Origin of the sequence: Paeniglutamicibacter quisquiliarum (genome assembly GCF_019084045.1) — a bacterium.
Classification (GTDB): domain Bacteria; phylum Actinomycetota; class Actinomycetes; order Actinomycetales; family Micrococcaceae; genus Paeniglutamicibacter; species Paeniglutamicibacter quisquiliarum.
This window is the reverse complement of record NZ_JAHRED010000014.1, coordinates 1-18372: the sequence shown is the minus strand read 5'-3', so window position 1 is coordinate 18372 and position 18372 is coordinate 1. Positions and strand designations below refer to the sequence as shown.

Annotated in this window: 19 protein-coding genes; 15 read left to right on the top strand and 4 right to left on the bottom strand. The window is 68.9% G+C overall.

Annotated features, from left to right (window positions below; all coding sequences use genetic code 11):
* Positions 1 to 12: 12 nt before the first annotated feature.
* Complete coding sequence (locus KRR55_RS18650) at positions 13 to 627, bottom strand: hypothetical protein (RefSeq protein WP_217390821.1); 615 nt, start codon at positions 625 to 627, stop codon at positions 13 to 15.
* A gap of 92 nt (positions 628 to 719) precedes the next feature.
* The gene (gene yczE / locus KRR55_RS18645; RefSeq protein WP_217390820.1) at positions 720 to 1403 is read right to left on the bottom strand and encodes a membrane protein YczE; all 684 of its coding nucleotides are present in this window, start codon (positions 1401 to 1403) and stop codon (positions 720 to 722) included.
* 60 nt (positions 1404 to 1463) lie between these two features.
* Here yczE and yczR point away from each other — a divergent pair, with 60 nt between their 5' ends.
* Positions 1464 to 2876 (top strand): MocR-like transcription factor YczR, encoded by a 1413-nt coding sequence (gene yczR / locus KRR55_RS18640; protein WP_217390819.1) that lies wholly within the window; start codon positions 1464 to 1466, stop codon positions 2874 to 2876.
* A 116-nt stretch (positions 2877 to 2992) separates the two neighbouring features.
* Here the strand turns inward: yczR and KRR55_RS18635 are convergent, their stop codons facing one another.
* Positions 2993 to 3478 carry an inorganic diphosphatase gene (locus tag KRR55_RS18635; protein ID WP_217390818.1) on the bottom strand — a complete coding sequence of 162 codons (486 nt, stop codon included), beginning with the start codon at positions 3476 to 3478 and terminating at the stop codon, positions 2993 to 2995.
* Positions 3479 to 3609: 131 nt separating this feature from the next.
* On the opposite strand from KRR55_RS18635, the gene dacB reads away from it, so the two are divergent.
* The 14 genes from dacB (at position 3610) to panC (ending at position 17118) form a co-directional block, all read left to right on the top strand.
* The gene (gene dacB, locus KRR55_RS18630) at positions 3610 to 5034 is read left to right on the top strand and encodes a D-alanyl-D-alanine carboxypeptidase/D-alanyl-D-alanine endopeptidase (RefSeq protein WP_217390817.1); all 1425 of its coding nucleotides are present in this window, start codon (positions 3610 to 3612) and stop codon (positions 5032 to 5034) included.
* A gap of 91 nt (positions 5035 to 5125) precedes the next feature.
* Positions 5126 to 6286, top strand: coding sequence for a zinc-dependent metalloprotease (locus KRR55_RS18625; protein ID WP_217390816.1), 1161 nt, complete (start codon positions 5126 to 5128; stop codon positions 6284 to 6286).
* A 31-nt stretch (positions 6287 to 6317) separates the two neighbouring features.
* Positions 6318 to 7367 carry a tRNA lysidine(34) synthetase TilS gene (gene tilS / locus KRR55_RS18620; RefSeq protein WP_217390815.1) on the top strand — a complete coding sequence of 350 codons (1050 nt, stop codon included), beginning with the start codon at positions 6318 to 6320 and terminating at the stop codon, positions 7365 to 7367.
* 153 nt (positions 7368 to 7520) lie between these two features.
* Positions 7521 to 8072 carry a hypoxanthine phosphoribosyltransferase gene (gene hpt / locus KRR55_RS18615; protein ID WP_217390814.1) on the top strand — a complete coding sequence of 184 codons (552 nt, stop codon included), beginning with the start codon at positions 7521 to 7523 and terminating at the stop codon, positions 8070 to 8072.
* A gap of 231 nt (positions 8073 to 8303) precedes the next feature.
* Positions 8304 to 10259: an ATP-dependent zinc metalloprotease FtsH gene (gene ftsH / locus KRR55_RS18610; protein WP_217390813.1), complete on the top strand. Its 1956-nt coding sequence runs from the start codon at positions 8304 to 8306 to the stop codon at positions 10257 to 10259.
* Between the two features lie 40 nt (positions 10260 to 10299).
* Complete coding sequence (gene folE, locus KRR55_RS18605) at positions 10300 to 10902, top strand: GTP cyclohydrolase I FolE (RefSeq protein WP_418888853.1); 603 nt, start codon at positions 10300 to 10302, stop codon at positions 10900 to 10902.
* Between the two features lie 9 nt (positions 10903 to 10911).
* Positions 10912 to 11829: a dihydropteroate synthase gene (gene folP, locus KRR55_RS18600; protein ID WP_217390812.1), complete on the top strand. Its 918-nt coding sequence runs from the start codon at positions 10912 to 10914 to the stop codon at positions 11827 to 11829.
* A 21-nt stretch (positions 11830 to 11850) separates the two neighbouring features.
* Positions 11851 to 12219, top strand: a complete 369-nt coding sequence (folB, locus tag KRR55_RS18595; protein WP_217390811.1) for a dihydroneopterin aldolase — start codon at positions 11851 to 11853, stop codon at positions 12217 to 12219.
* 5 nt (positions 12220 to 12224) lie between these two features.
* Positions 12225 to 12716 carry a 2-amino-4-hydroxy-6-hydroxymethyldihydropteridine diphosphokinase gene (gene folK, locus KRR55_RS18590; protein WP_217390810.1) on the top strand — a complete coding sequence of 164 codons (492 nt, stop codon included), beginning with the start codon at positions 12225 to 12227 and terminating at the stop codon, positions 12714 to 12716.
* Positions 12717 to 12720: 4 nt separating this feature from the next.
* Positions 12721 to 13221: a DUF3180 domain-containing protein gene (locus KRR55_RS18585; protein WP_217390809.1), complete on the top strand. Its 501-nt coding sequence runs from the start codon at positions 12721 to 12723 to the stop codon at positions 13219 to 13221.
* Positions 13202 to 13714, top strand: a complete 513-nt coding sequence (locus tag KRR55_RS18580; RefSeq protein WP_217390808.1) for a PH domain-containing protein — start codon at positions 13202 to 13204, stop codon at positions 13712 to 13714. Before KRR55_RS18585 ends, KRR55_RS18580 begins: the two co-directional genes overlap by 20 nt.
* Entirely contained in the window at positions 13711 to 15255 is a 1545-nt protein-coding gene (locus KRR55_RS18575; RefSeq protein WP_217390807.1) for a PH domain-containing protein, read from the top strand. Before KRR55_RS18580 ends, KRR55_RS18575 begins: the two co-directional genes overlap by 4 nt.
* Positions 15252 to 16148, top strand: coding sequence for a Rossmann-like and DUF2520 domain-containing protein (locus tag KRR55_RS18570; protein WP_217390806.1), 897 nt, complete (start codon positions 15252 to 15254; stop codon positions 16146 to 16148). The genes KRR55_RS18575 and KRR55_RS18570 overlap by 4 nt, the downstream gene beginning before the upstream one ends.
* A 34-nt stretch (positions 16149 to 16182) precedes the next feature.
* Positions 16183 to 17118, top strand: a complete 936-nt coding sequence (panC, locus tag KRR55_RS18565) for a pantoate--beta-alanine ligase (protein ID WP_217390805.1) — start codon at positions 16183 to 16185, stop codon at positions 17116 to 17118.
* A gap of 19 nt (positions 17119 to 17137) precedes the next feature.
* Here panC and KRR55_RS18560 read toward each other — a convergent pair whose 3' ends face one another.
* Positions 17138 to 18154: an NAD(P)H-dependent flavin oxidoreductase gene (locus KRR55_RS18560; RefSeq protein WP_217390804.1), complete on the bottom strand. Its 1017-nt coding sequence runs from the start codon at positions 18152 to 18154 to the stop codon at positions 17138 to 17140.
* Between the last annotated feature and the right edge of the window lie 218 nt (positions 18155 to 18372).

Below are 18372 nucleotides of genomic sequence, written 5' to 3'. Positions count from 1 at the left end.
TTTTGACGCGGACTAGAGGGCGGACGGGGCGTCGGGGGATTCAATCCAGCGCAGGAGCCTGGCGGCCGCCGGGCGGGCGGCCCATTCCTCGACCCATGCGGAGCGGACCACTGCCTTGGAGACGGCCTGGGCGCTGATGCCCAGCTCCGCCGCGACGTGCTTTTGCTGTCCGCGCACCCCCGGGGTGAGCAAATCGAGCACTGCCCATTCGGCGGCGCTGCGGGTGCTGACAATTTGCCCGAGCAGGCGCAGCACCGCCTCGGCCTCCGCGGCGACGGCGGCGTCCGGACCGATGACGCTCAGCGGTATGCGTTCCCCGGTGTGCTCGGAGCGCTCGACGGCGGTGTGGGCGTAGCCCAGTGCGGTGCCCTGGAGGTATTGCGCCTCGCGCGGGACCGGCTCGTACAGGCTTCCGACGCCGAGGCCGACCAGCCAATGGTGGCTGCGCAGTGCGCGGAGCGTCGCGTCGACGGCGTCCTCGGCGCGCTCGGGGACGCCGATGAGCAGGGACGGCCCGGAGCGCTGGAACGGGGCCAGCGCGGAAATTCCGGACAGCGAGCGAAGCATTTCGTCGCCGAGGTCGCCGTCGCCGCGCCGATCACGTTGTTTGAGGGTTACGAGGTACACATTCCCAATTATGCAGCGAAACGCCGCTTTCGTCCGGCTAAACGGCGAAGCGGAGTGCCGCTGCCGGTGGGCCGCCGGAGGCCAGACGCAGCCTACGGGGCGGTAGAGCGGACTTCCTCGGTGCTTCTTTCTGGCCGGAGTTCGACGATGCAGAATCGCAGGAACAATTGGGTGACCGGTCCGATGGCCACGGCGTACAGGACGGTGCCGAATCCGACGATGCCGCCCAGGAACCAGCCGATGACCAGCACGATGACCTCGACGCCGGTGCGAGCCAGGCGCAGGCTGACGCCGGTGCGTGCATGCAGCCCCGTCATCAGTCCGTCGCGCGGACCCGGGCCCAGCTGGCTGCCGATGTAGAGCCCGCCGCCGAGTCCGTTCACCAGCAGGGCCCCGACGAAGAGGGCCAGTTGGGCGGGCAGGCCGTGGGCCTCGGGAATGAGCGCCAATCCGATGTCGGCCGAAACGCCTAGCCAGAGGACATTGGCGATGGTGCCAAGTCCGGGCATCTGGCGCAGGGGGATCCACAGCAGCAGCACAATGAACCCGAAGAGGATCACCACGGTGCCCAGGCTGAGGCCGGTGTGCAGGGTGACGCCGTAGTGGAGCACGTCCCACGGGGCCAGGCCGAGGCCCGAACGGACAAAACCCGCCATGGCCAGGCCAAAGAGTGTCAGGCCCACGAAGAGCTGGATCAGGCGCAGGGGAAGTCGCCCGGCGCGCAATTGCGCGAGTGGTGTCAGGCGGGCCAATTCGGGGGAGCGGAACTTTGTCATGGATCAATCATCCCGGTAAGTGGCCTTCAAAAAAAGTGCCAATTGGTGCACACTGGACTCATGCCAGTCATCCAGCGCCATCTTCCCGCCCGACGCCTGCGCGGGATGCTGGGCGAGCGGGCCGGGGAACAACCCGCCTACACCTGGCTTTCGGAGGGAATCCGGCACCTCGTGGCCAACGGCCGGGTGCTTCACGGGACCATGTTGCCCAGCGAACGCGAATTGGTGGCCGAGCTCGGAATGAGCCGCACCACCGTCACGCGCGCCTACCAGGAGCTTCGCGAACGCGGCTTTGCCGAGGCCAGGCAGGGCTCGGGGACCAGGATCCGGATTCCCGGCGGGGAGATCGGCGGCGGGTTCGAGCCGCTGGCCGTGGGAGTCCAGGAAACACTCCCGCCCGGGGGAATCGACCTCACCTGCGGTGCTCCCACGGCCCCGCTGGGACTGGCCAGCTACTACGAACGCGCCCTTGACCAGCTGCCCGGCTACATTGGCGGGATGGGCTACTACCCGATGGGGCTGCCCGTGCTGCGCGAGGCAATAGCCGCGGACTACGCCCGGCGCGGCCTGCCCACCGGACCCGAACAGATCATCGTCACCGCCGGCGCGCTGTCGGGGGTGGCCACCGCGGCCCGGGCGGTGCTTGCACGCGGTGCCCGGGTGCTGGCCGAAAGCCCCAGTTACCCCAACTCGGTGACCTCGCTGCGGCAGCACGGCGCCCGCATGACGGCACTGCCCATCGGGCCCGAGGGCAGCGACGTCCCGGGCATCGAGGCGGCACTGGCCCGCGGCGGCATCGGGGCCATGCTGTGCCTGCCCGATTTTCACAACCCCACCGGAACGTTGCTGGACAACGAGGGACGCGAGCGCTGGGCGCGGGCATTGGCACGCAACGGCGTGCAGGGGATCGTTGACGAGACGAACGCCGAGCTGTGGCTGGACGAGCGGCCGCCGGTGTTTCCCATGGCGAAGTTCGGCGAGAACCTGATCACCGTGGGCAGCGCCAGCAAGACGTATTGGGGAGGGCTTCGGCTCGGCTGGATCAGGGCGCCGCGGGCATTGGTCGGGGCCATCAACCAGGTGCGGGCCACCGTTGACCTCGGCGCACCGGTGCTCGAGCAGCTGGTGCTGAACCTGCTCATCACCGAACGCGCGGGCCTGGACGGGCAGACGCGTGCCGGACTCCGCAAAAGCCGCGACTGGCTACACGGCGCCCTCGAGGCGGAACTGCCCGAATGGAAGATCCGAAAGCCCGGCGGGGGCATGTCGTTGTGGTGCAATCTTCCTGCGCCCCGGTCCATGGCCGTGGTGGCGCGGGCCCGGAAGGCCGGCCTGGTGCTGAGCCCCGGTTCCACCTTCGCCGTGGATGACCACGGCCTGGACCACTGGTTGCGCGTGCCCTACGCCCTTGACGGTGAACATCTGGGCCAGGCCCTGCCGCTGCTGGTTGCGGCCTGGAAGGCTGTCGCCTGATTCCCGCCCACGGCAAAACCCCGCCCCGCGGCATTAAACGGCGACGGGGCCCGAACAACGCGTCAACGCGATGAATCGGACCCCGTCCCCGGGATGCGGCAATGCCGGCGAAAAACCTAGGCCTGGGCCTTGTAGCGCTCGATCGAGCGCTCCAGCTCGGCCTCGGCCTCGGCGCGCCCCATCCAGCCCTCGGCCTTGACCCACTTGCCCGGCTCCAGGTCCTTGTAGCGCAGGAAGAAGTGCTCGATTTCCTTGATGAGCCACCCGTCGAGGTCCTCGAATTCCTGGATGTGGTCAAAGCGCTTGTCGGCCGGAACGCAGACGAGCTTGGCATCTCCGCCGCCGTCGTCGGTCATGTTGAACACGGCGATCGGGCGGGACTCCACCACGACGCCCGGGAACAGGTCAACGCCCGGGATGAAGACCAGGGCGTCCAACGGGTCGCCGTCTTCGCCCAGGGTGTCATCGAAGAAGCCGTAGTGCGTCGGGTACTGCATGGACGTGAACAACACGCGGTCCAGACGCAGGCGGTGGGTCTCGTGGTCGATCTCGTACTTCACGCGCGATCCGGCAGGGATCTCGATGGTGACGTCGTGGCTCATGAAAAGTCTCCTCGACTCTCGCGACCAGCGGCACTCACGGATGCGGGCGCGTCCGATTGCCGTCTAGTCTTAGGTAGCTGCGCTTAAGGGTATATGGCGCACGCTGACTACGACGATTTCGGGGATGTTGAATGAAGCATGCGAGCCAAATCCGGCGCCTGGGCATCACGGCGGTGGTCCTGGGCTTGCTGATGGGCCTGGTGGCGTTCTTCCTCATTCCCGTGGCGGCTTCGGGGTTCGCAGCCAAGGAGGCCGTCGAGGAGCCGGTTCCCCCGGTGCTCGCCCCCGCCGCTGCCACGGCGCTGCCTCCGCTTGATCCCGCGGCTCCGGCACCGGTTGCCGCCGTGCTGGCAGCGAAGCTGGATCCGATCCTGTCCGCCGCCCCCGCCGATGCCTCCGTCAGCGCCGGCGTCATCGACGTGGCAAGCGGGGAGACACTGTATTCGCATGCCGGCGACCAGCCGGGCATCCCGGCCTCGAGCCTGAAGGTGTTCACCGCCATTGCCGCCATGCAGGTGATCGGCGAAGACCATCGCTTCACCACCAGGGCGGTGCTCGCGGACCCGAACACCGTGGTGCTGGTGGGTGGCGGAGACGTGCTGCTGGGCGCCGGCACGGGTGCGGAATCAGCCAGCGGCCGGGCCGGGCTCGAGACGCTCGCACGTCGTGCCGCAAAGTCGCTGGTGGCGGCCCGCGCCGCCGGGGAAACCGCCGACGCGGTGTCAGTCCAGCTGGACGACTCGCTCTTTGCCGGCCCGGCGCTGAACCCCGACTGGGACGCGTCGCTTGTCACCACCAACAACATCGCGCCCCTTTCCCCCGTCGCCCTGTACGGGGCCCGCGCCAACGCCAATCCGAAGGCCGAACGGGTGGGGGACCCGGGCATGTATGCGGCGACGACATTCGCCAAGGCGCTGCGCACCGCCGTGGGCTCGGCGGCCGGCGGCCCGCAGGTCGCCACCGAGGTCACGCGCTCCGCCCCCGGTGTGCAGGGCACCGAGCTGGGTGCAGTCACCTCCGCCACGCTGGGCGAACAGGTCAGGTTCATGCTGGAGGTCTCGGACAACTACGTGGCCGAGGCGCTCGGCCGCCTCGTCGCGGTGAAGCTGGGCCAGCCGGGGGACTACACCCACGGAGCCGCCGCGGTGAAGCAGGCGCTCGCCGACCTGGGCATCGACACCACGGGGATGGCACTGACGGACACCTCCGGGCTGGCCAACACCAACCGCGTGAGCCCGCTGGCCCTGGCTCGGGCGCTGGCATACGCGGCAACCTCGGAACACGCCGCGCTGCGCAACCTCGGCTACGGCCTCCCGGTTGCAGGAGCGACCGGAACCCTGTCCACCCGGCTCGGCGCAGTCGACACGCGCGGGATGGTGCGCGCCAAGACCGGATCGCTCATGGAGGTCTCCAGCCTCAGTGGCCTCACCGTGACCCGGGACGGACGGGCACTGGCCTTCTCGATCCTCGTGAACACCCGTGACCGTACCATCGGGCCACAGCGGCAGCTGCTCGATGCCGCCGGGGCGGCACTCACCCGCTGCGGGTGCAGCTAGGTGCGGGCTCCCGCGCCGCGCCAGGGCCGGGGATTTTTTGCCCAGCGCGCAATCCCGCCGCGCTGGCGAAAAGCGTGATGGGATGGAAGGCATGGACACCACCGACTTCCGGCTGATCAATTGGGACCTCGCCGCCACCACCGCGGCCAAGCTGGCCGGCGCCGGACCCAGCCTCACCGGCCCCGAAATTGCCGCGGTGGTCGCCGACCTGCGCGCCAAGGCCGAGGCATCGGTCGAGCACGTGCACCGCATCACCGGGTTGGCGGCGGCCGCGGACCTGCGCGATTCGCAAGTGCTCATTGTCGACCGGCCCGGCTGGGCCAAGGCGAACACCCAAAGCTTCGAGGCGATGCTGGGCCCGGCCATGGAGAACCTGGCCAAGACCCGCGGCGAGAAGATCAGCGAAGCCACCCAGCTGCTTTCCTCCACGGCCACCGGCGTGGAGATGGGCGCCATCCTGGCCTTCATGTCCTCCAAGGTGCTGGGCCAGTACGACCCCTTCGCGGGCCTGCTGCGCGCGGACCTTCCGGCCGGGGGCCGGCTGATGCTGGTGGCGCCGAACATCGTGGCCATCGAGCGGGAACTGAAGGTCGACACCGACGACTTCCGGCTCTGGGTCACTTTGCACGAGCAAACCCACCGGGTGCAATTCGCCGCCGCCCCGTGGCTGCGCGAGCACCTGCAGTCCAAGATCGCCGAGCTGCTGGCCTCGCTGCTGGCCGAGCCCGAGGCGCTGGGCGAGCGCCTGCGCGCCGCCGCGTCGGAGGTCATCCGCGGCAAGAAGGACCTGGAGACGGCAGGCGCCGACCTCGGGGAGGCAGGAGGACCAACCGGGGAGACCGGGCTGCTGGCCTCGCTGCGCACCGGCGAGCAAAAGGCGATCCTCTCGCACATCACCGCGGTGATGTCCCTGCTGGAGGGGCACGCCAACGTGGTGATGGACGCCGTGGACTCCTCGATCGTGCCCTCGGTGCGCACCATCCGCCAGCGCTTCGGCGCCCGCGGCAAGGACCGCGGCATGGTGGAGAAGTGGCTGCGCAAGCTGCTGGGACTGGACGCGAAGATGCGCCAATATGCCGACGGGCAGCGCTTCGTCTCCAAGGCGGTGAAGCTCATGGGCATGGAGGGCTTCAACCGGGTCTGGGAGGGCCCGGAAAACCTTCCCACCGAGCACGAGCTGCACCACCCGGAGCAATGGGTGGCGCGCATGGGCGGGAACCCGGCCGGGCCGCAGGCACCGGCAAACGACTAGGCACGCACCCCACCGGGGGAGAGGGGCAGGGATGGGCGGGAAGCTGCCGCGCGCGCTGGCCGAGGCCCGCAACTCGATCCGCGCCATGGTGCCGCCGGGCGGCAAGGTGCTGGTGGCCTGCAGCGGCGGGGCCGACTCGCTGGCGCTGGCCGCTGCCGCGGCATTCCTGCACCGCAAGATGGAGATCGACGCCGGGGCAGTCATCATCGACCACCGGATGCAGCCGGGCAGCACCGAGGTGGCCCACCGGGCGGCCGCCCAATGCCGGGAGCTTGGCCTCGGAGAGGTGCTGGTGCTCCGGGTCAACGTGGACGGAGGCAGCGAACAGGCGGCCCGCACCGCGCGCTACGCCGCCTTCGGGGAGGCCCTGAGGCAAACCGGCGCCGACCACGTGCTGCTCGGGCACACCCTGGACGACCAGGCCGAACAGGTGCTGCTGGGGCTGGCCCGCGGTTCCGGGACGCTCTCGCTTGCCGGGATGCCGGCCGCGCGCGGGCCCTACCTGCGCCCGCTGCTGGCCCTGGGACGGGCGGATGTCGAACTGATCTGCCGCCACGAGGGGCTTGAGTACTGGAACGACCCGAGCAACACCGACCCGCGCTACCTGCGCAACCGGGTGCGCCACGAACTGATGCCGGTGCTGCTTGGCGTGCTGGGGGACCACGTGCCCGCCGCGCTGGCACGGACCGCCGCGCTGGCCCGTGCCGACGCCGAATACCTCGACGGGTTGGCCGCGGGCGCGCTCAGCGAGGCGACCCTGGCCGCGCCGGCTGCCGCTGGCGGGGCAGACGACGGGGCCGCGGCCACGGTGTGCGACCTCGACCTGGCCCGCCTGCGCGCCATGCCCGAGCCGCTGCGCTCGCGCGCCCTGCGCCTTGCCGTGGTGAAAGCGGGGGCGCCGGCACCCGACTTCGAGCGCCTGGCCGCCCTCGAGGCCCTGGTGCTCGGCTCCAAGTCCGCCGGCCCGGTCCAGCTCGAGGGCCCGGTGTTTGCCACCCGCCTCGCCGGGGCCAGGCTGCCGGCGGGTGCGATCCCGGTCCTGCGGCTTGACGCCACGGCCCTGCGGCGCGGCAGAGGGTGAGAATTGCCTCACAATCCCGGGCCGCCAGCCGCAAGGCCGCGGCAACACCGGGGTGCCGCGCTCCCCACCGCAAGCCAGACTGTGGCACTCTAGTTCGTGGGTAGAAAACCCCCTTCGACCGGTATATCGCCGACCCCAGAACCAGGAGCCCTCGTGGATTCGAAAGATGTCAGCGCCGATTTGGCGCATGTCCTCTACACCAAGGAAGAAATCCAGGCCAAGATCAATGAGCTTGCCGCACGGATCGACGCCGACTACGTAGGCCGGGACATCCTGGTTGTCGGCGTGCTCAAGGGCGCCGTGATGGTCATGGCCGATCTGGTCCGCGCCCTGCACTCCCACGTGACCATGGACTGGATGGCGGTCTCCTCCTACGGCTCGGGCACCCAGTCCTCGGGCGTCGTGCGGATCCTCAAGGACCTCGACACCGACCTTCTGGGCAAGGACGTGCTGATTGTCGAGGACATCATCGACTCCGGCCTGACCCTGTCCTGGCTGCTGGCGAACCTGCACTCCCGCGGCCCGGCCTCGGTGGAAATCTGCACCCTGCTGCGCAAGCCGGAGGCAGCCAAGGTGGAGATCGACGTGAAGTACGTCGGCATGGAAATCCCCAACGAATTCGTGGTCGGCTACGGCCTGGACTTCGACGAGAAGTACCGCAACCTGGACTTCATCGGCACCCTGGCTCCGCACGTCTACCAGTAGCGCGCGGCACCCGCCGCGCCCGCGCCCTGCGGGGTGTGCATGGCCGTTTCCGGTTCCCCGGGGGCGGCCATTGGTGTTCTTACGCCCAAAGGGGAACTTACCGTGAAGCCCATCCGTGGGTACACATGAGGGCGTTTACTTAATTAACTTGTAGCAAGATGCCGGCGTCGCCCAGGCGCCCGGGCCGCCAAGGGCCTGAAAGCAGGAGGGATGGGGCGGGACCCCCAATCAATGAACGCGAAAAAGATCTTTAACAGCTGGATCGTCTGGGTGCTTCTGGGCGCCGCGGTGCTGCTGATTTTCCTGCCGACGCTTTTGGGCGGCAATTCCGGGCGCATCGACACCTCCGTTGGCATGCAATTGCTCAAGGACGACAAGGTCACCGAGGCGAAGATCTTCGACGGCGAGCAGCGCGTGGACCTGACGCTGAAGGAACCGCTGAACCTCGACGGCGAGGACAAGGGCAAGAACGTCTCGTTCTTCTACTCCCAGCCGCGCGGAACCCAGGTGGTGGAGGCCGTCAACGAGGCCAGCCTCTCCGGCTACACCGACCAGCCGGTGCAGAGCAACTGGTTCACCTCCATGCTCGGCTTCATGATCCCGATGATCCTGATCGTGGGCCTGTTCTGGTTCATCCTCTCCCGCTCCCAGGGCGGCGGATCCAAGGTCATGCAGTTCGGCAAGTCCAAGGCCAAGCTGATCACCAAGGACATGCCCCAGGTGACCTTCGTCGACGTCGCGGGCGCCGAGGAAGCCGTGGAGGAGCTCCACGAAATCAAGGAGTTCCTGCGCGAACCGGGCAAGTTCCAGGCGGTCGGCGCCAAGATCCCCAAGGGCGTGCTGCTCTACGGCCCTCCGGGCACCGGCAAGACGCTGCTGGCCAAGGCGGTCGCCGGCGAGGCCGGCGTCCCGTTCTACTCGATCTCCGGCTCGGACTTCGTGGAGATGTTCGTCGGCGTCGGCGCCTCGCGTGTCCGCGACCTCTTCGAGCAGGCCAAGACCAACTCCCCTGCCATCATCTTCGTCGACGAGATCGACGCAGTCGGTCGCCACCGCGGTGCCGGCATCGGCGGGGGCAACGACGAGCGCGAACAGACCCTCAACCAGCTGCTGGTCGAGATGGACGGCTTCGACGCGACCACCAACGTCATCCTGATCGCCGCGACCAACCGCGCCGACGTCCTTGACCCGGCGCTGCTGCGCCCGGGCCGCTTCGACCGCCAGATCCCCGTCGAGGCCCCCGACATGATCGGCCGCGAGCAGATCCTCAAGGTCCACGCGCAGGGCAAGCCGATGGCCACCAACGTGGATCTGAAGGCCGTGGCCAAGAAGACCCCCGGGTACACCGGCGCCGACTTGGCCAACGTGCTCAACGAGGCGGCGCTGCTGACCGCGCGCTCCAACGCCCAGCTGATCGACGACCGCGCCCTGGACGAGGCCATCGACCGCGTCATGGCAGGCCCGCAGAAGCGCAGCCGGTTGATGAAGGAACACGAGCGCAAGATCACCGCGTACCACGAGGGCGGCCACGCCCTGGTCGCCGCGGCAATGCGCCAGACCGCGCCGGTCACCAAGGTCACCATCCTGCCGCGCGGCCGCGCCCTGGGCTACACCATGGTGGTGCCCGACGACGACAAGTACTCGGTGACCCGCAATGAGCTGCTCGACCAGATGGCCTACGCCATGGGCGGGCGCGTGGCCGAGGAAATCGTCTTCCACGACCCCTCCACCGGAGCCTCCAACGACATCGAGAAGGCCACCGCCACCGCGCGCAAGATGGTCACCGACTACGGCATGTCCGAGCGCGTGGGCGCCGTGAAGCTGGGTTCCTCCTCGGGCGACGCCATGTACGGGCAGTCCGGCAGCCGCGACTACTCCGAGACCATGGCCAACGTGGTCGACGAAGAGGTCCGCGCGCTGATCGACACCGCACACGACGAGGCCTACGCGGCGCTGACCGAGAACCGCCACGTGCTTGACCGCCTGGCCCTGGCGCTGCTCGAGCACGAGACGCTGAACCAGAAGGAGATCGAGGAAATCTTCCACGACCTCACCAAGCGCCCCGAGCGCGACGTCTGGCTGAGCAAGGACACCCGCCCCGTGCACGCCGCCGGACCGGTCCTTTCCGCGAAGGAAATCGCCGCCGATGCCGCCGCCTCCACGTCCGGCGACGTCACCGGCGAGTAACCGATCGCACACACAGGCTAGGATCTGAAGGGTGAACGAGATCGATCAGTTTGAAGATGACAACGTCCAGGACCTCGGCGGCGTGGACCTGCTCCGCATCGAAAACGCGGTGCGCGAGATCCTCCACGCCATCGGCGAGGACCCGGACCGCGACGGGTTGGTGGAGACGCCCAAGCGCGTTGCCAAGGCCTATGCGGAGTTCTTTGCCGGGCTCCACCAGGACCCCGCGGACCACCTGAGCACCACATTCGACATCGAACACGACGAGCTGGTCCTGGTCAAGGACATCCCGTTCTACTCGACCTGCGAACACCACCTGGTGCCGTTCCACGGCACCGCCCACGTCGGCTACATCCCCGGACCAGAGGGGAAGGTCACGGGCCTGAGCAAGCTGGCCCGCCTGGTGGAGGTCTTTGCACGCCGCCCGCAGGTCCAGGAGCGCCTGACCACCCAGATCGTCGAGGCGCTCATGGAGCACCTGAGCCCGCGCGGCGCCATCGTCGTGGTCGAATGCGAACACATGTGCATGTCCATGCGGGGCGTCCGCAAGCCGGGCGCCAAGACCGTCACCAGCGCCGTGCGTGGCCAGCTCCGCGAGCCGGCCACCCGCGCAGAGGCCATGAGCCTCATCCTCGGAAAGTAGGTAAACCCCATGTCACTTGGAGCAATCCCCGGAACCGGCCCGGCCACCAGCCCGCTGCCTGTCATCAAGAAAATCACGGCCCGCACCCTGGCCGACCTGCCCGTCGACCGCACCCTGGTCATGGGCATCCTGAACATCACCGAGGATTCCTTTTCGGACGGCGGGAAGTACACCAACGCCGACGATGCCATCTCCCACGGGCTGCGCATGTACTACGGCGGTGCGGACATCATCGACGTCGGCGGGGAATCCACCCGCCCCGGGGCCGACCCGGTCGACCCCGCCGAGGAGCAGAAGCGCATCCTGCCGGTCATCAAGGCGCTGGCCAAGGCCGGGGCGATCATCTCGGTCGACACCATGCACACCTCCACCGCCCGCGCCGCCCTGGAGGCCGGCGCCCACATCATCAACGACGTCTCCGGGCTGACCCACGAGCCGGACATGCCCGCGCTGATGGCCGAGACCGGCGCGCCCTACGTGCTGATGCACCGCCGCGGGGACGCCGCCTCGATGGTCACCGAGGCCAGCTACACCGACGTGGTCACCGAGGTCCTGGCGGAGCTGACGGAACTGCGCGAGCGGTTCATTGCAGCCGGGGTCAAGCCCGAGGCCCTGATCCTGGACCCGGGACTCGGCTTCGCCAAGGACCACGAGCACAACTGGGAACTGCTCAACGCGCTTGACCGCTTCACCGCACTGGGCCACCGCGTGCTGGTGGGAACCAGCCGCAAGCGCTTCCTCGGCGCCCTGCTGACGGTCGACGGCAAGCCCGCCGCCCCGGCCCAGCGCGACGCCGCAACCGCGGCGACCAGCGCGCTGGCCGCCGCCAACGGCGCCTGGGGTGTGCGCGTGCACGACGTGCCCTCTTCCCTTGACGCCATCAAGGTCGCCCGCGCCTGGTCCGCGGCCCGCGTTCCGGCACTCTAGGACTCGGGGACCGGGGGCAGCATGCGCAGCGACACCATCACCCTTTCGGGCATCACCGCGATCGGGCACCACGGCGTCTTCGAGCACGAGAAGCGCGACGGGCAGCCCTTCACGCTCGACGTGGTGCTGCACACCGACATCCGGAAGGCCGCGGCCAGCGACGACGTCGACGACACCGCGCACTACGGCGAGCTCGGTGAGCTGGTGGTGGCCCAGATCCAGGACGGGCCCTGGGACCTGATCGAGACGCTGGCGGAGAAGACCGCCGCGGCGATCCTGGCGTCCTTCGGCACCGTCTCGGCGGTGGAGGTCATCGTGCACAAGCCCAAGGCCCCGATCACCGTGACGTTTACCGACGTCACCATCCATATTTACCGCGAACGGGAGTGAGCCCCATGGTTTCCTGCATCCTTGCCCTGGGCTCGAACCTGGGCGAACGTGCCGGAACGCTCCAGGCCGCCGTTGCACGGCTGGCCGCCACCGAGGGCATCGAGGTGCTGAAGGTCTCCGACACCGCGGTGACCAAGCCCGTGGGCGGGCCGGCCGGGCAACCCGACTTCCTGAACCTGGTGGTGCGCATCGACACCGACCTGGCCCCGCGTGAACTGCTCTTGGCCTGCCAGGAGATCGAGGCCGCGCACCACCGCACCCGCGAGGTGCGCTGGGGGCCGCGCACTCTGGACATCGACGTGATCACCTACGGGGATGAAACCAGCGAAGACCCGGTGCTGACGTTGCCGCACCCGCGGGCGGCGACACGCGGTTTCGTGCTGCTGCCGTGGTCCTGGATGGAACCGGACGCCCTGCTTTCCGGGAAGCCGGTGGCCTCCCTGGCCGCCGCCGCGGCCGACACCCCGGACATCGTCCGCGCCGAAGCGGGGGCCTAGGGCCATGAACTCGCTGCGGCCCCTGTGGGTCTTCACGGTGCTGGTGATAGGCGTCGTGGGCGGCTACGCCCTGCAGATCTTTGCCACGACCCGTGGCTACCCGGTGCCGGTGCTGCACTGGACCTCCCTGGTGACCATGGGGGCCGCCTGCCTGCTCACCCTGGTCATGGGCATCCGGATCAAGGCCTACACGAGCGGACGAACCAAGAAGCGCGTGAACCCCATTGCCGCGGCCCGGACCCTGGTGCTCGCCCAGGCCAGCGTGTACGCCGGATCCACGATCGCCGGATGGCACGGCGGGATCCTGCTGGGCCTGCTCGCCGCCGGCGGAATGGGCAGCGCGGCGGTGAAATCATCCTTGGTGATGATCGGCGGTGCCCTGGTGATGGTTATCGTGGGATGGGTTGTGGAACAGTTCTGCAAGCTGCCCCCGGAAGATCCCTCAGACCCGGCGGCCAAGACCGAGGGCAAGGACGAGGAAGGCTATGCCGCAGGAACCAATTGACCCGGCCGGAATCCACTGGACCCGGGTGTCCCCGAGCTACGCGAAGGTCCGCATGGCGGGTTGGGCCGTTGGCGCCCTGGTGACACTGGTGGTGCTGTGCGTGCCGCTGGTGCTGAACCGGTTCGGGGTGTGGAGCGGATTCCCGCTCTGGCTGGCCATCGCCGCCCCCGCAGTCGTGCTGGCGATCGAAATCGTGCGCCTGCTGTTGATCCCGCGGCAGGTCGCCGCGATCGGCTACGCCGAACGCGAGGACGACCTGCTGGTGCGCCAGGGCCTGATGTTCCAACGGGTCCTGGTGGTTCCCTATGGCCGGATGCAATTCGTCGACGTGGCAGTGGGCCCGATCGACCGGATGCTGGGGCTGTGCAAGGTCAAGCTGCACACCGCCGCGGCCGACGCCACCGCGGAGATCCCCGGACTGCCCCTGGCCGAGGGCACGCGCCTGCGGGAGCAGCTGGCGGCCCGCGGCGAATCGCGTTTGGCCGGGCTGTGAACCCCGAACCGGCCCCGGGGCACGGCGGGTCCGAGGCGCCGTGGCACCGGGTCCACCCGGTCTCCCCCCTGGTGCGCGGCTGGCTCGCGGTGGTCGCCATCGCCTTCGTCTACGGGCAAAACACGCTGTCCTCGCTCTTCGGCGAGGAAGAGCCAAATCCCGGGCCGGACTTCGTCTCCGGCGCCCCGCTGCTGGTGTCGCTGCTCATCGGCGGCGGCATCCTGCTGCTGATCCTGTTGGGGTTCTTCGGCACCTGGTGGTTCACCAAGTACCAGATCACCGACCGCCACGTGAACGTGAATTCCGGAATGGTCTTCCGCCAGCAGCGCCAGGCCCGCATCGACCGGGTGCAGTCGATCGACATTGTCCAGCCGCTGGTCGCCCGCATCTTCGGGCTCGCCGAGCTGCGCTTCGACGTCGCCGACTCGGGCTCCGCCGCGATGAACCTGGCCTTCGTGAAGCTCTCCGAGGCCCACGAGCTGCGCAATGCCATCCTGGCCCGCGCCGCCGGGCTGAAGGACAGCTCCGTGCCCCCGGCACCCGTCGCCCCGTCGGCGGCACCGGCCGGCGACGGGGCGGATATGGGGAGCCCGGAAACCGCCCCGGCCGATGCGGCTCCGGTGGTTTCCGCCGAGGCGGCTCCCTACATCTCCCTGGCCGCGAGCGAGCGCGTGGTCGCCAGCGTCCCGCTGGGCCGGCTCGCGGGCTCGATCCTGCTGCGCCCCTCCACGGTGTTCATGGTGCTGGCCATCATCGGGCTCGGAATTGCCATGTCAAACATCGACGGCTTCGCCCCGTTCTACCTGCTGCCGGCGCTGCTGGGCATGGCCGGGGCGCTGTGGAACAACCTCAACACCGGCTACAACTTCAAGGCCGCCACCAGCGCCGACGGGCTGCGCCTGGGCTACGGCCTGCTCGACACCCGCCACCAGACGGTTCCCCCGGGCAGGGTGCAGGCCATCAAGGTCTCCGCCCCCTTCCTCTGGCGGAAGCTGGGCTGGTACAAGGTCTCGGTGAACGTCGCCGGCATCGGGGGCGGGGCCGCCAACGACGCCGAACAACGCAGCGTGCTGCTGCCGGTGGGCACCTTCGAGGACGTTTTGGCTGTGCTTTCGGTCGTGCTGCCGGCCCCCGGGGTCGAGGCGCCGCGCGAGTTCTTTGCCGCCGCCCTCAACGGAAGCGGCACCGACCACGGCTTCGTGGTCTCACCGCCCAGGATCCGGCCGCTCGCGCCGCTGGCCTACCGCAGGCAGGGATACGCGCTGACCGACACCGCACTGGTGGCGCGCAACGGCGCGCTGCACCGCACCGTCGCCATCGTGCCGCACGCGCGCACCCAGGGCCTGTCCCTGCGCCAGGGCCCGCTGGCGCGGCGCCTGGACGTGGTGGACCTGTGGCTGGCCACCATCCCCGGTCCGGTCGTGCCGATAGTGCGCCAGCTCGACATCGGCTCGGGACGGGAATTGTTCCTGGAGCAGGCCGACCGTGCCGCCGCGGCACGAAGGCAAACCGATTCAAACCACTGGCTGGGGGACGCATGAGGAACACGGGCAAGCCGGGACGGCTGGGGGTCGGCGTCATCGGCGCCGGCAAGGTCGGCGCCGTGCTGGGGGCCGCACTGCGCGCCGCCGAGCACCAGGTGGTCGGCGTCCATGCCGTCTCTCAGGCCTCACGGGAACGCGCAGAACTGCTCCTTCCCGACGTGCCGGTGCTGGAGATCCCCGAGATCCTGCGCCGCGCCGAACTTGTCATCCTGGCGGTACCCGACGACGCGCTGGCTGACCTGGTTTCCGGGCTCGCCGCGGCGGGCCACTGGCAGGCCGGCCAGCTGGTCGTGCACACCGCCGGGCGCTACGGCACCGAGGTGCTGGCCCCGGCGATGGCCGCAGGCGCCATCGGGCTGGCCATCCACCCGGCCATGACCTTCACCGGGATGAGCATGGACCTGGAGCGGCTCGGCGACTGCGTCTTCGGGGTGAGCGCCTCGAACATGGTTCTGCCCATCGCCCAGGCGCTCGTGGTGGAGATGGGCGGCGAACCGGTGGTCATCGCCGAGCAGGACCGGGTCAAGTACCACGCGGCCCTGTCGCACGCCTCCAACCACCTGGTCACGGTCGCCGGACAGGCCGCGGGCATCCTGGCTGGCATCGGCATCGAACGCCCCGAACGGGTGCTCTCCGCACTCATGCGCGCCTCGCTGGAAAATGCGCTGGCCTCCGGGGAGGGCGCACTGACCGGGCCGGTGGCCCGCGGGGACGTGCAAACTGTTGCCGCGCACCGTGCCGCGCTGGCCGGGGAGGACATCGGGGAGGACACCCGCGCGGGCTACCTGGCGATGAGCCGGGCGACGGCGCTGCGTGCCCATGCCCGCGGATTGATCGGCCGGGAAACCCTCGAGGGGATCCTGGCCGCGCTGGGCGCGCCCACGGACTAGGGCCATCGACGGCACCCGCGGATAAACTGGACCGGTGAGCATCCCAGCAGACCCAGCCGACCGCACCCCCCGCATCGTCCGCACCGCGGCCGAGCTTTCGGCGGCCATGGCGCAGGCCATCGAAGCGAAGGCACCGGAGCACGGCACCGCCACCCTGGGCCTGGTGCCCACCATGGGCGCCCTGCACTCGGGGCACGAGTCGCTGGTGTCCACCGCCCGGGCGCAGAACGACGTGCTGGTGGTCAGCATCTTCGTCAACGAGCTGCAGTTCAACGATGCCCAGGATTTTGCCAGGTACCCGCGCACGCTCGAGGCCGATGTCGAGATCCTGGCCCGCGCCGGCGCCGACATCGTCTTCGCCCCCGAGGCGACCGAGGTCTACCCCGACGGGCGTCCGCTGGTCAGGCTCGATTCCGGTGAACTGGGATCGAAATTCGAGGGTGCCTCGCGCCCGGGGCACTTCGACGGGATGCTCGCGGTGGTGGCCAAGCTGCTTCACTTTGCCATGCCGCCGGCCACGCTCGGGGTCCCGGTCTCCTACCGCGCCTACTTCGGGCAAAAGGATGCGCAGCAGCTGGTGCTCATCAACCGCATGGTGGCGGACCTGAACTACCCGGTCGAGATCCGCTCGGTGCCCATCATCCGCAGCGCCGAGGGCCTGGCGCTTTCCAGCAGGAACCAGTTCCTCACCGGGGAGCAGGCGAAAGCGGCACTGGTGATCCACCGGGCCCTGGTCCTGGTCAAGGAACGGGCCGACCGCCACGAACCGCTGTACCTGGAGGACGCCGCGGGGCTCTTCGACATGGAACCGCTCGTGGAACTCGACTACTTCGAGCTGGTAGATCCGCGCACCCTGAAGGAGCTGGCCTTCAATTGCCAGGACACCCCGTTCACCGGGGAGGGCCTGCTGCTGGTGGCCGCGAAGGTCGGCGGGGTCCGGCTTATCGACAACATGACACTGGGCTACTGAGCCGACGGGCCCGAATCGCTCAGGCGGTTTCCCAGCGCCGGGCGGCCCGCTGGAGCACCGAACGGAATCCGGCAAGGTCCGCAACAATCTCGGCGGCGCCTTGCCCCGCTTTCGACAGCCCCGCTGACTGGCCGGCATAGACCGGGGCCAGGGAAATATCGCCCTTCGCACGGGCGCCGTCGACATGCTTGGTCAGGGTGTCGTCGGCACCGACGGCTGCCTTGAGTGCATCGATGTCGCTGGCCCAGGTGTCGCTGAAGTCGTTGCGCAGGGCCCTGCCGCCGTAATGGACCGGCCAGTCTATGCGCTGGGCGATGTCGAAGGCGCTCGTGTATACGGTGTCGTCGATGCCGGCCGCCCCAATGGCCTCCTTGATATTTCGGTGGCTCATGGATTCGGTGGCCGCGGCGAAGCGCGTGCCGATCCATGCGGCCGAAGCGCCCGAACCCAGGACGGCGGCTACCCCGGCAGCCGTGGCCAGGCCACCGGCGGCAATGACCGGCTTGCCGGTCCTTTCCAGGGCCAGCTGAAGCAGGGGAAGGGTGGACACTTCATTGCGCCCATGACCTCCGCCTTCATTGCCGCGGCAGATCACCACGTCGATGTCGTCCTCAAGGGCGCGGGAAAGTTCTGCCGCATTGCCAACCTGCATTCCCACCAGGGACCCGGACTCATGTGCCAGGGCGGCGGCGGGTCCTGGTTCGCCAAAGCTGATGCAGACAAACGATGGTCCATGGGCCAGCACATGCTCGAGCGGATCCATGTTTTTCGCCAGGACCCATGCCATCAGGCCGGCACCCCAGCCCCGGCCGGAGGACGCGGCCAGTGACGCTTCACTGTCGATCCATTCCTTGGTGACATTGCCGCCGATACCCAACATGCCAAAGCCACCGGCTGCCGATACGGCGGCGGCCAGCGCGCCGCCGGCCGCCCCGGCCATCGGGGCATTGAAGATGGGCTCCGTGTAGCCGAGTATCTGTTGCAAAGAGTTAAGGGGCTGGAGTCTGGCCGATGCGTCTACTGGAAGTTCAGGCATGTTTTCAGTCTATGACCGGCCAGGTGGCGGCGTTGTGATGCAGGGCTCAGTTGGAGATTCCCCCCGAACGGCCCGAAAGGCCGTTCCAAGAAGGGGTTATTCCCCGTCTTTGCGGGGTTTGCGGACCCTTGGTGGTGCGGGTTCCTGCCGTTTGGACATTCGGGCGGGATGGGCGTAGAGTTGTTTCTCGCACCGAGCACCGCAGCGTAGCCCGAAAG

Excerpts from the sequence above, each read along its gene's own strand:
- yczE (WP_217390820.1), bottom strand. The coding sequence starts at position 1,403 with ATGACAAAGTTCCGCTCCCCCGAATTGGCCCGCCTGACACCACTCGCG.
- yczR (WP_217390819.1), top strand. The coding sequence starts at position 1,464 with ATGCCAGTCATCCAGCGCCATCTTCCCGCCCGACGCCTGCGCGGGATG.
- KRR55_RS18635 (WP_217390818.1), bottom strand. The coding sequence starts at position 3,478 with ATGAGCCACGACGTCACCATCGAGATCCCTGCCGGATCGCGCGTGAAG.
- dacB (WP_217390817.1), top strand. The coding sequence starts at position 3,610 with ATGAAGCATGCGAGCCAAATCCGGCGCCTGGGCATCACGGCGGTGGTC.
- KRR55_RS18625 (WP_217390816.1), top strand. The coding sequence starts at position 5,126 with ATGGACACCACCGACTTCCGGCTGATCAATTGGGACCTCGCCGCCACC.
- tilS (WP_217390815.1), top strand. The coding sequence starts at position 6,318 with ATGGGCGGGAAGCTGCCGCGCGCGCTGGCCGAGGCCCGCAACTCGATC.
- ftsH (WP_217390813.1), top strand. The coding sequence starts at position 8,304 with ATGAACGCGAAAAAGATCTTTAACAGCTGGATCGTCTGGGTGCTTCTG.
- folP (WP_217390812.1), top strand. The coding sequence starts at position 10,912 with ATGTCACTTGGAGCAATCCCCGGAACCGGCCCGGCCACCAGCCCGCTG.
- folB (WP_217390811.1), top strand. The coding sequence starts at position 11,851 with ATGCGCAGCGACACCATCACCCTTTCGGGCATCACCGCGATCGGGCAC.
- folK (WP_217390810.1), top strand. The coding sequence starts at position 12,225 with ATGGTTTCCTGCATCCTTGCCCTGGGCTCGAACCTGGGCGAACGTGCC.
- KRR55_RS18585 (WP_217390809.1), top strand. The coding sequence starts at position 12,721 with ATGAACTCGCTGCGGCCCCTGTGGGTCTTCACGGTGCTGGTGATAGGC.
- KRR55_RS18580 (WP_217390808.1), top strand. The coding sequence starts at position 13,202 with ATGCCGCAGGAACCAATTGACCCGGCCGGAATCCACTGGACCCGGGTG.
- KRR55_RS18570 (WP_217390806.1), top strand. The coding sequence starts at position 15,252 with ATGAGGAACACGGGCAAGCCGGGACGGCTGGGGGTCGGCGTCATCGGC.
- KRR55_RS18560 (WP_217390804.1), bottom strand. The coding sequence starts at position 18,154 with ATGCCTGAACTTCCAGTAGACGCATCGGCCAGACTCCAGCCCCTTAAC.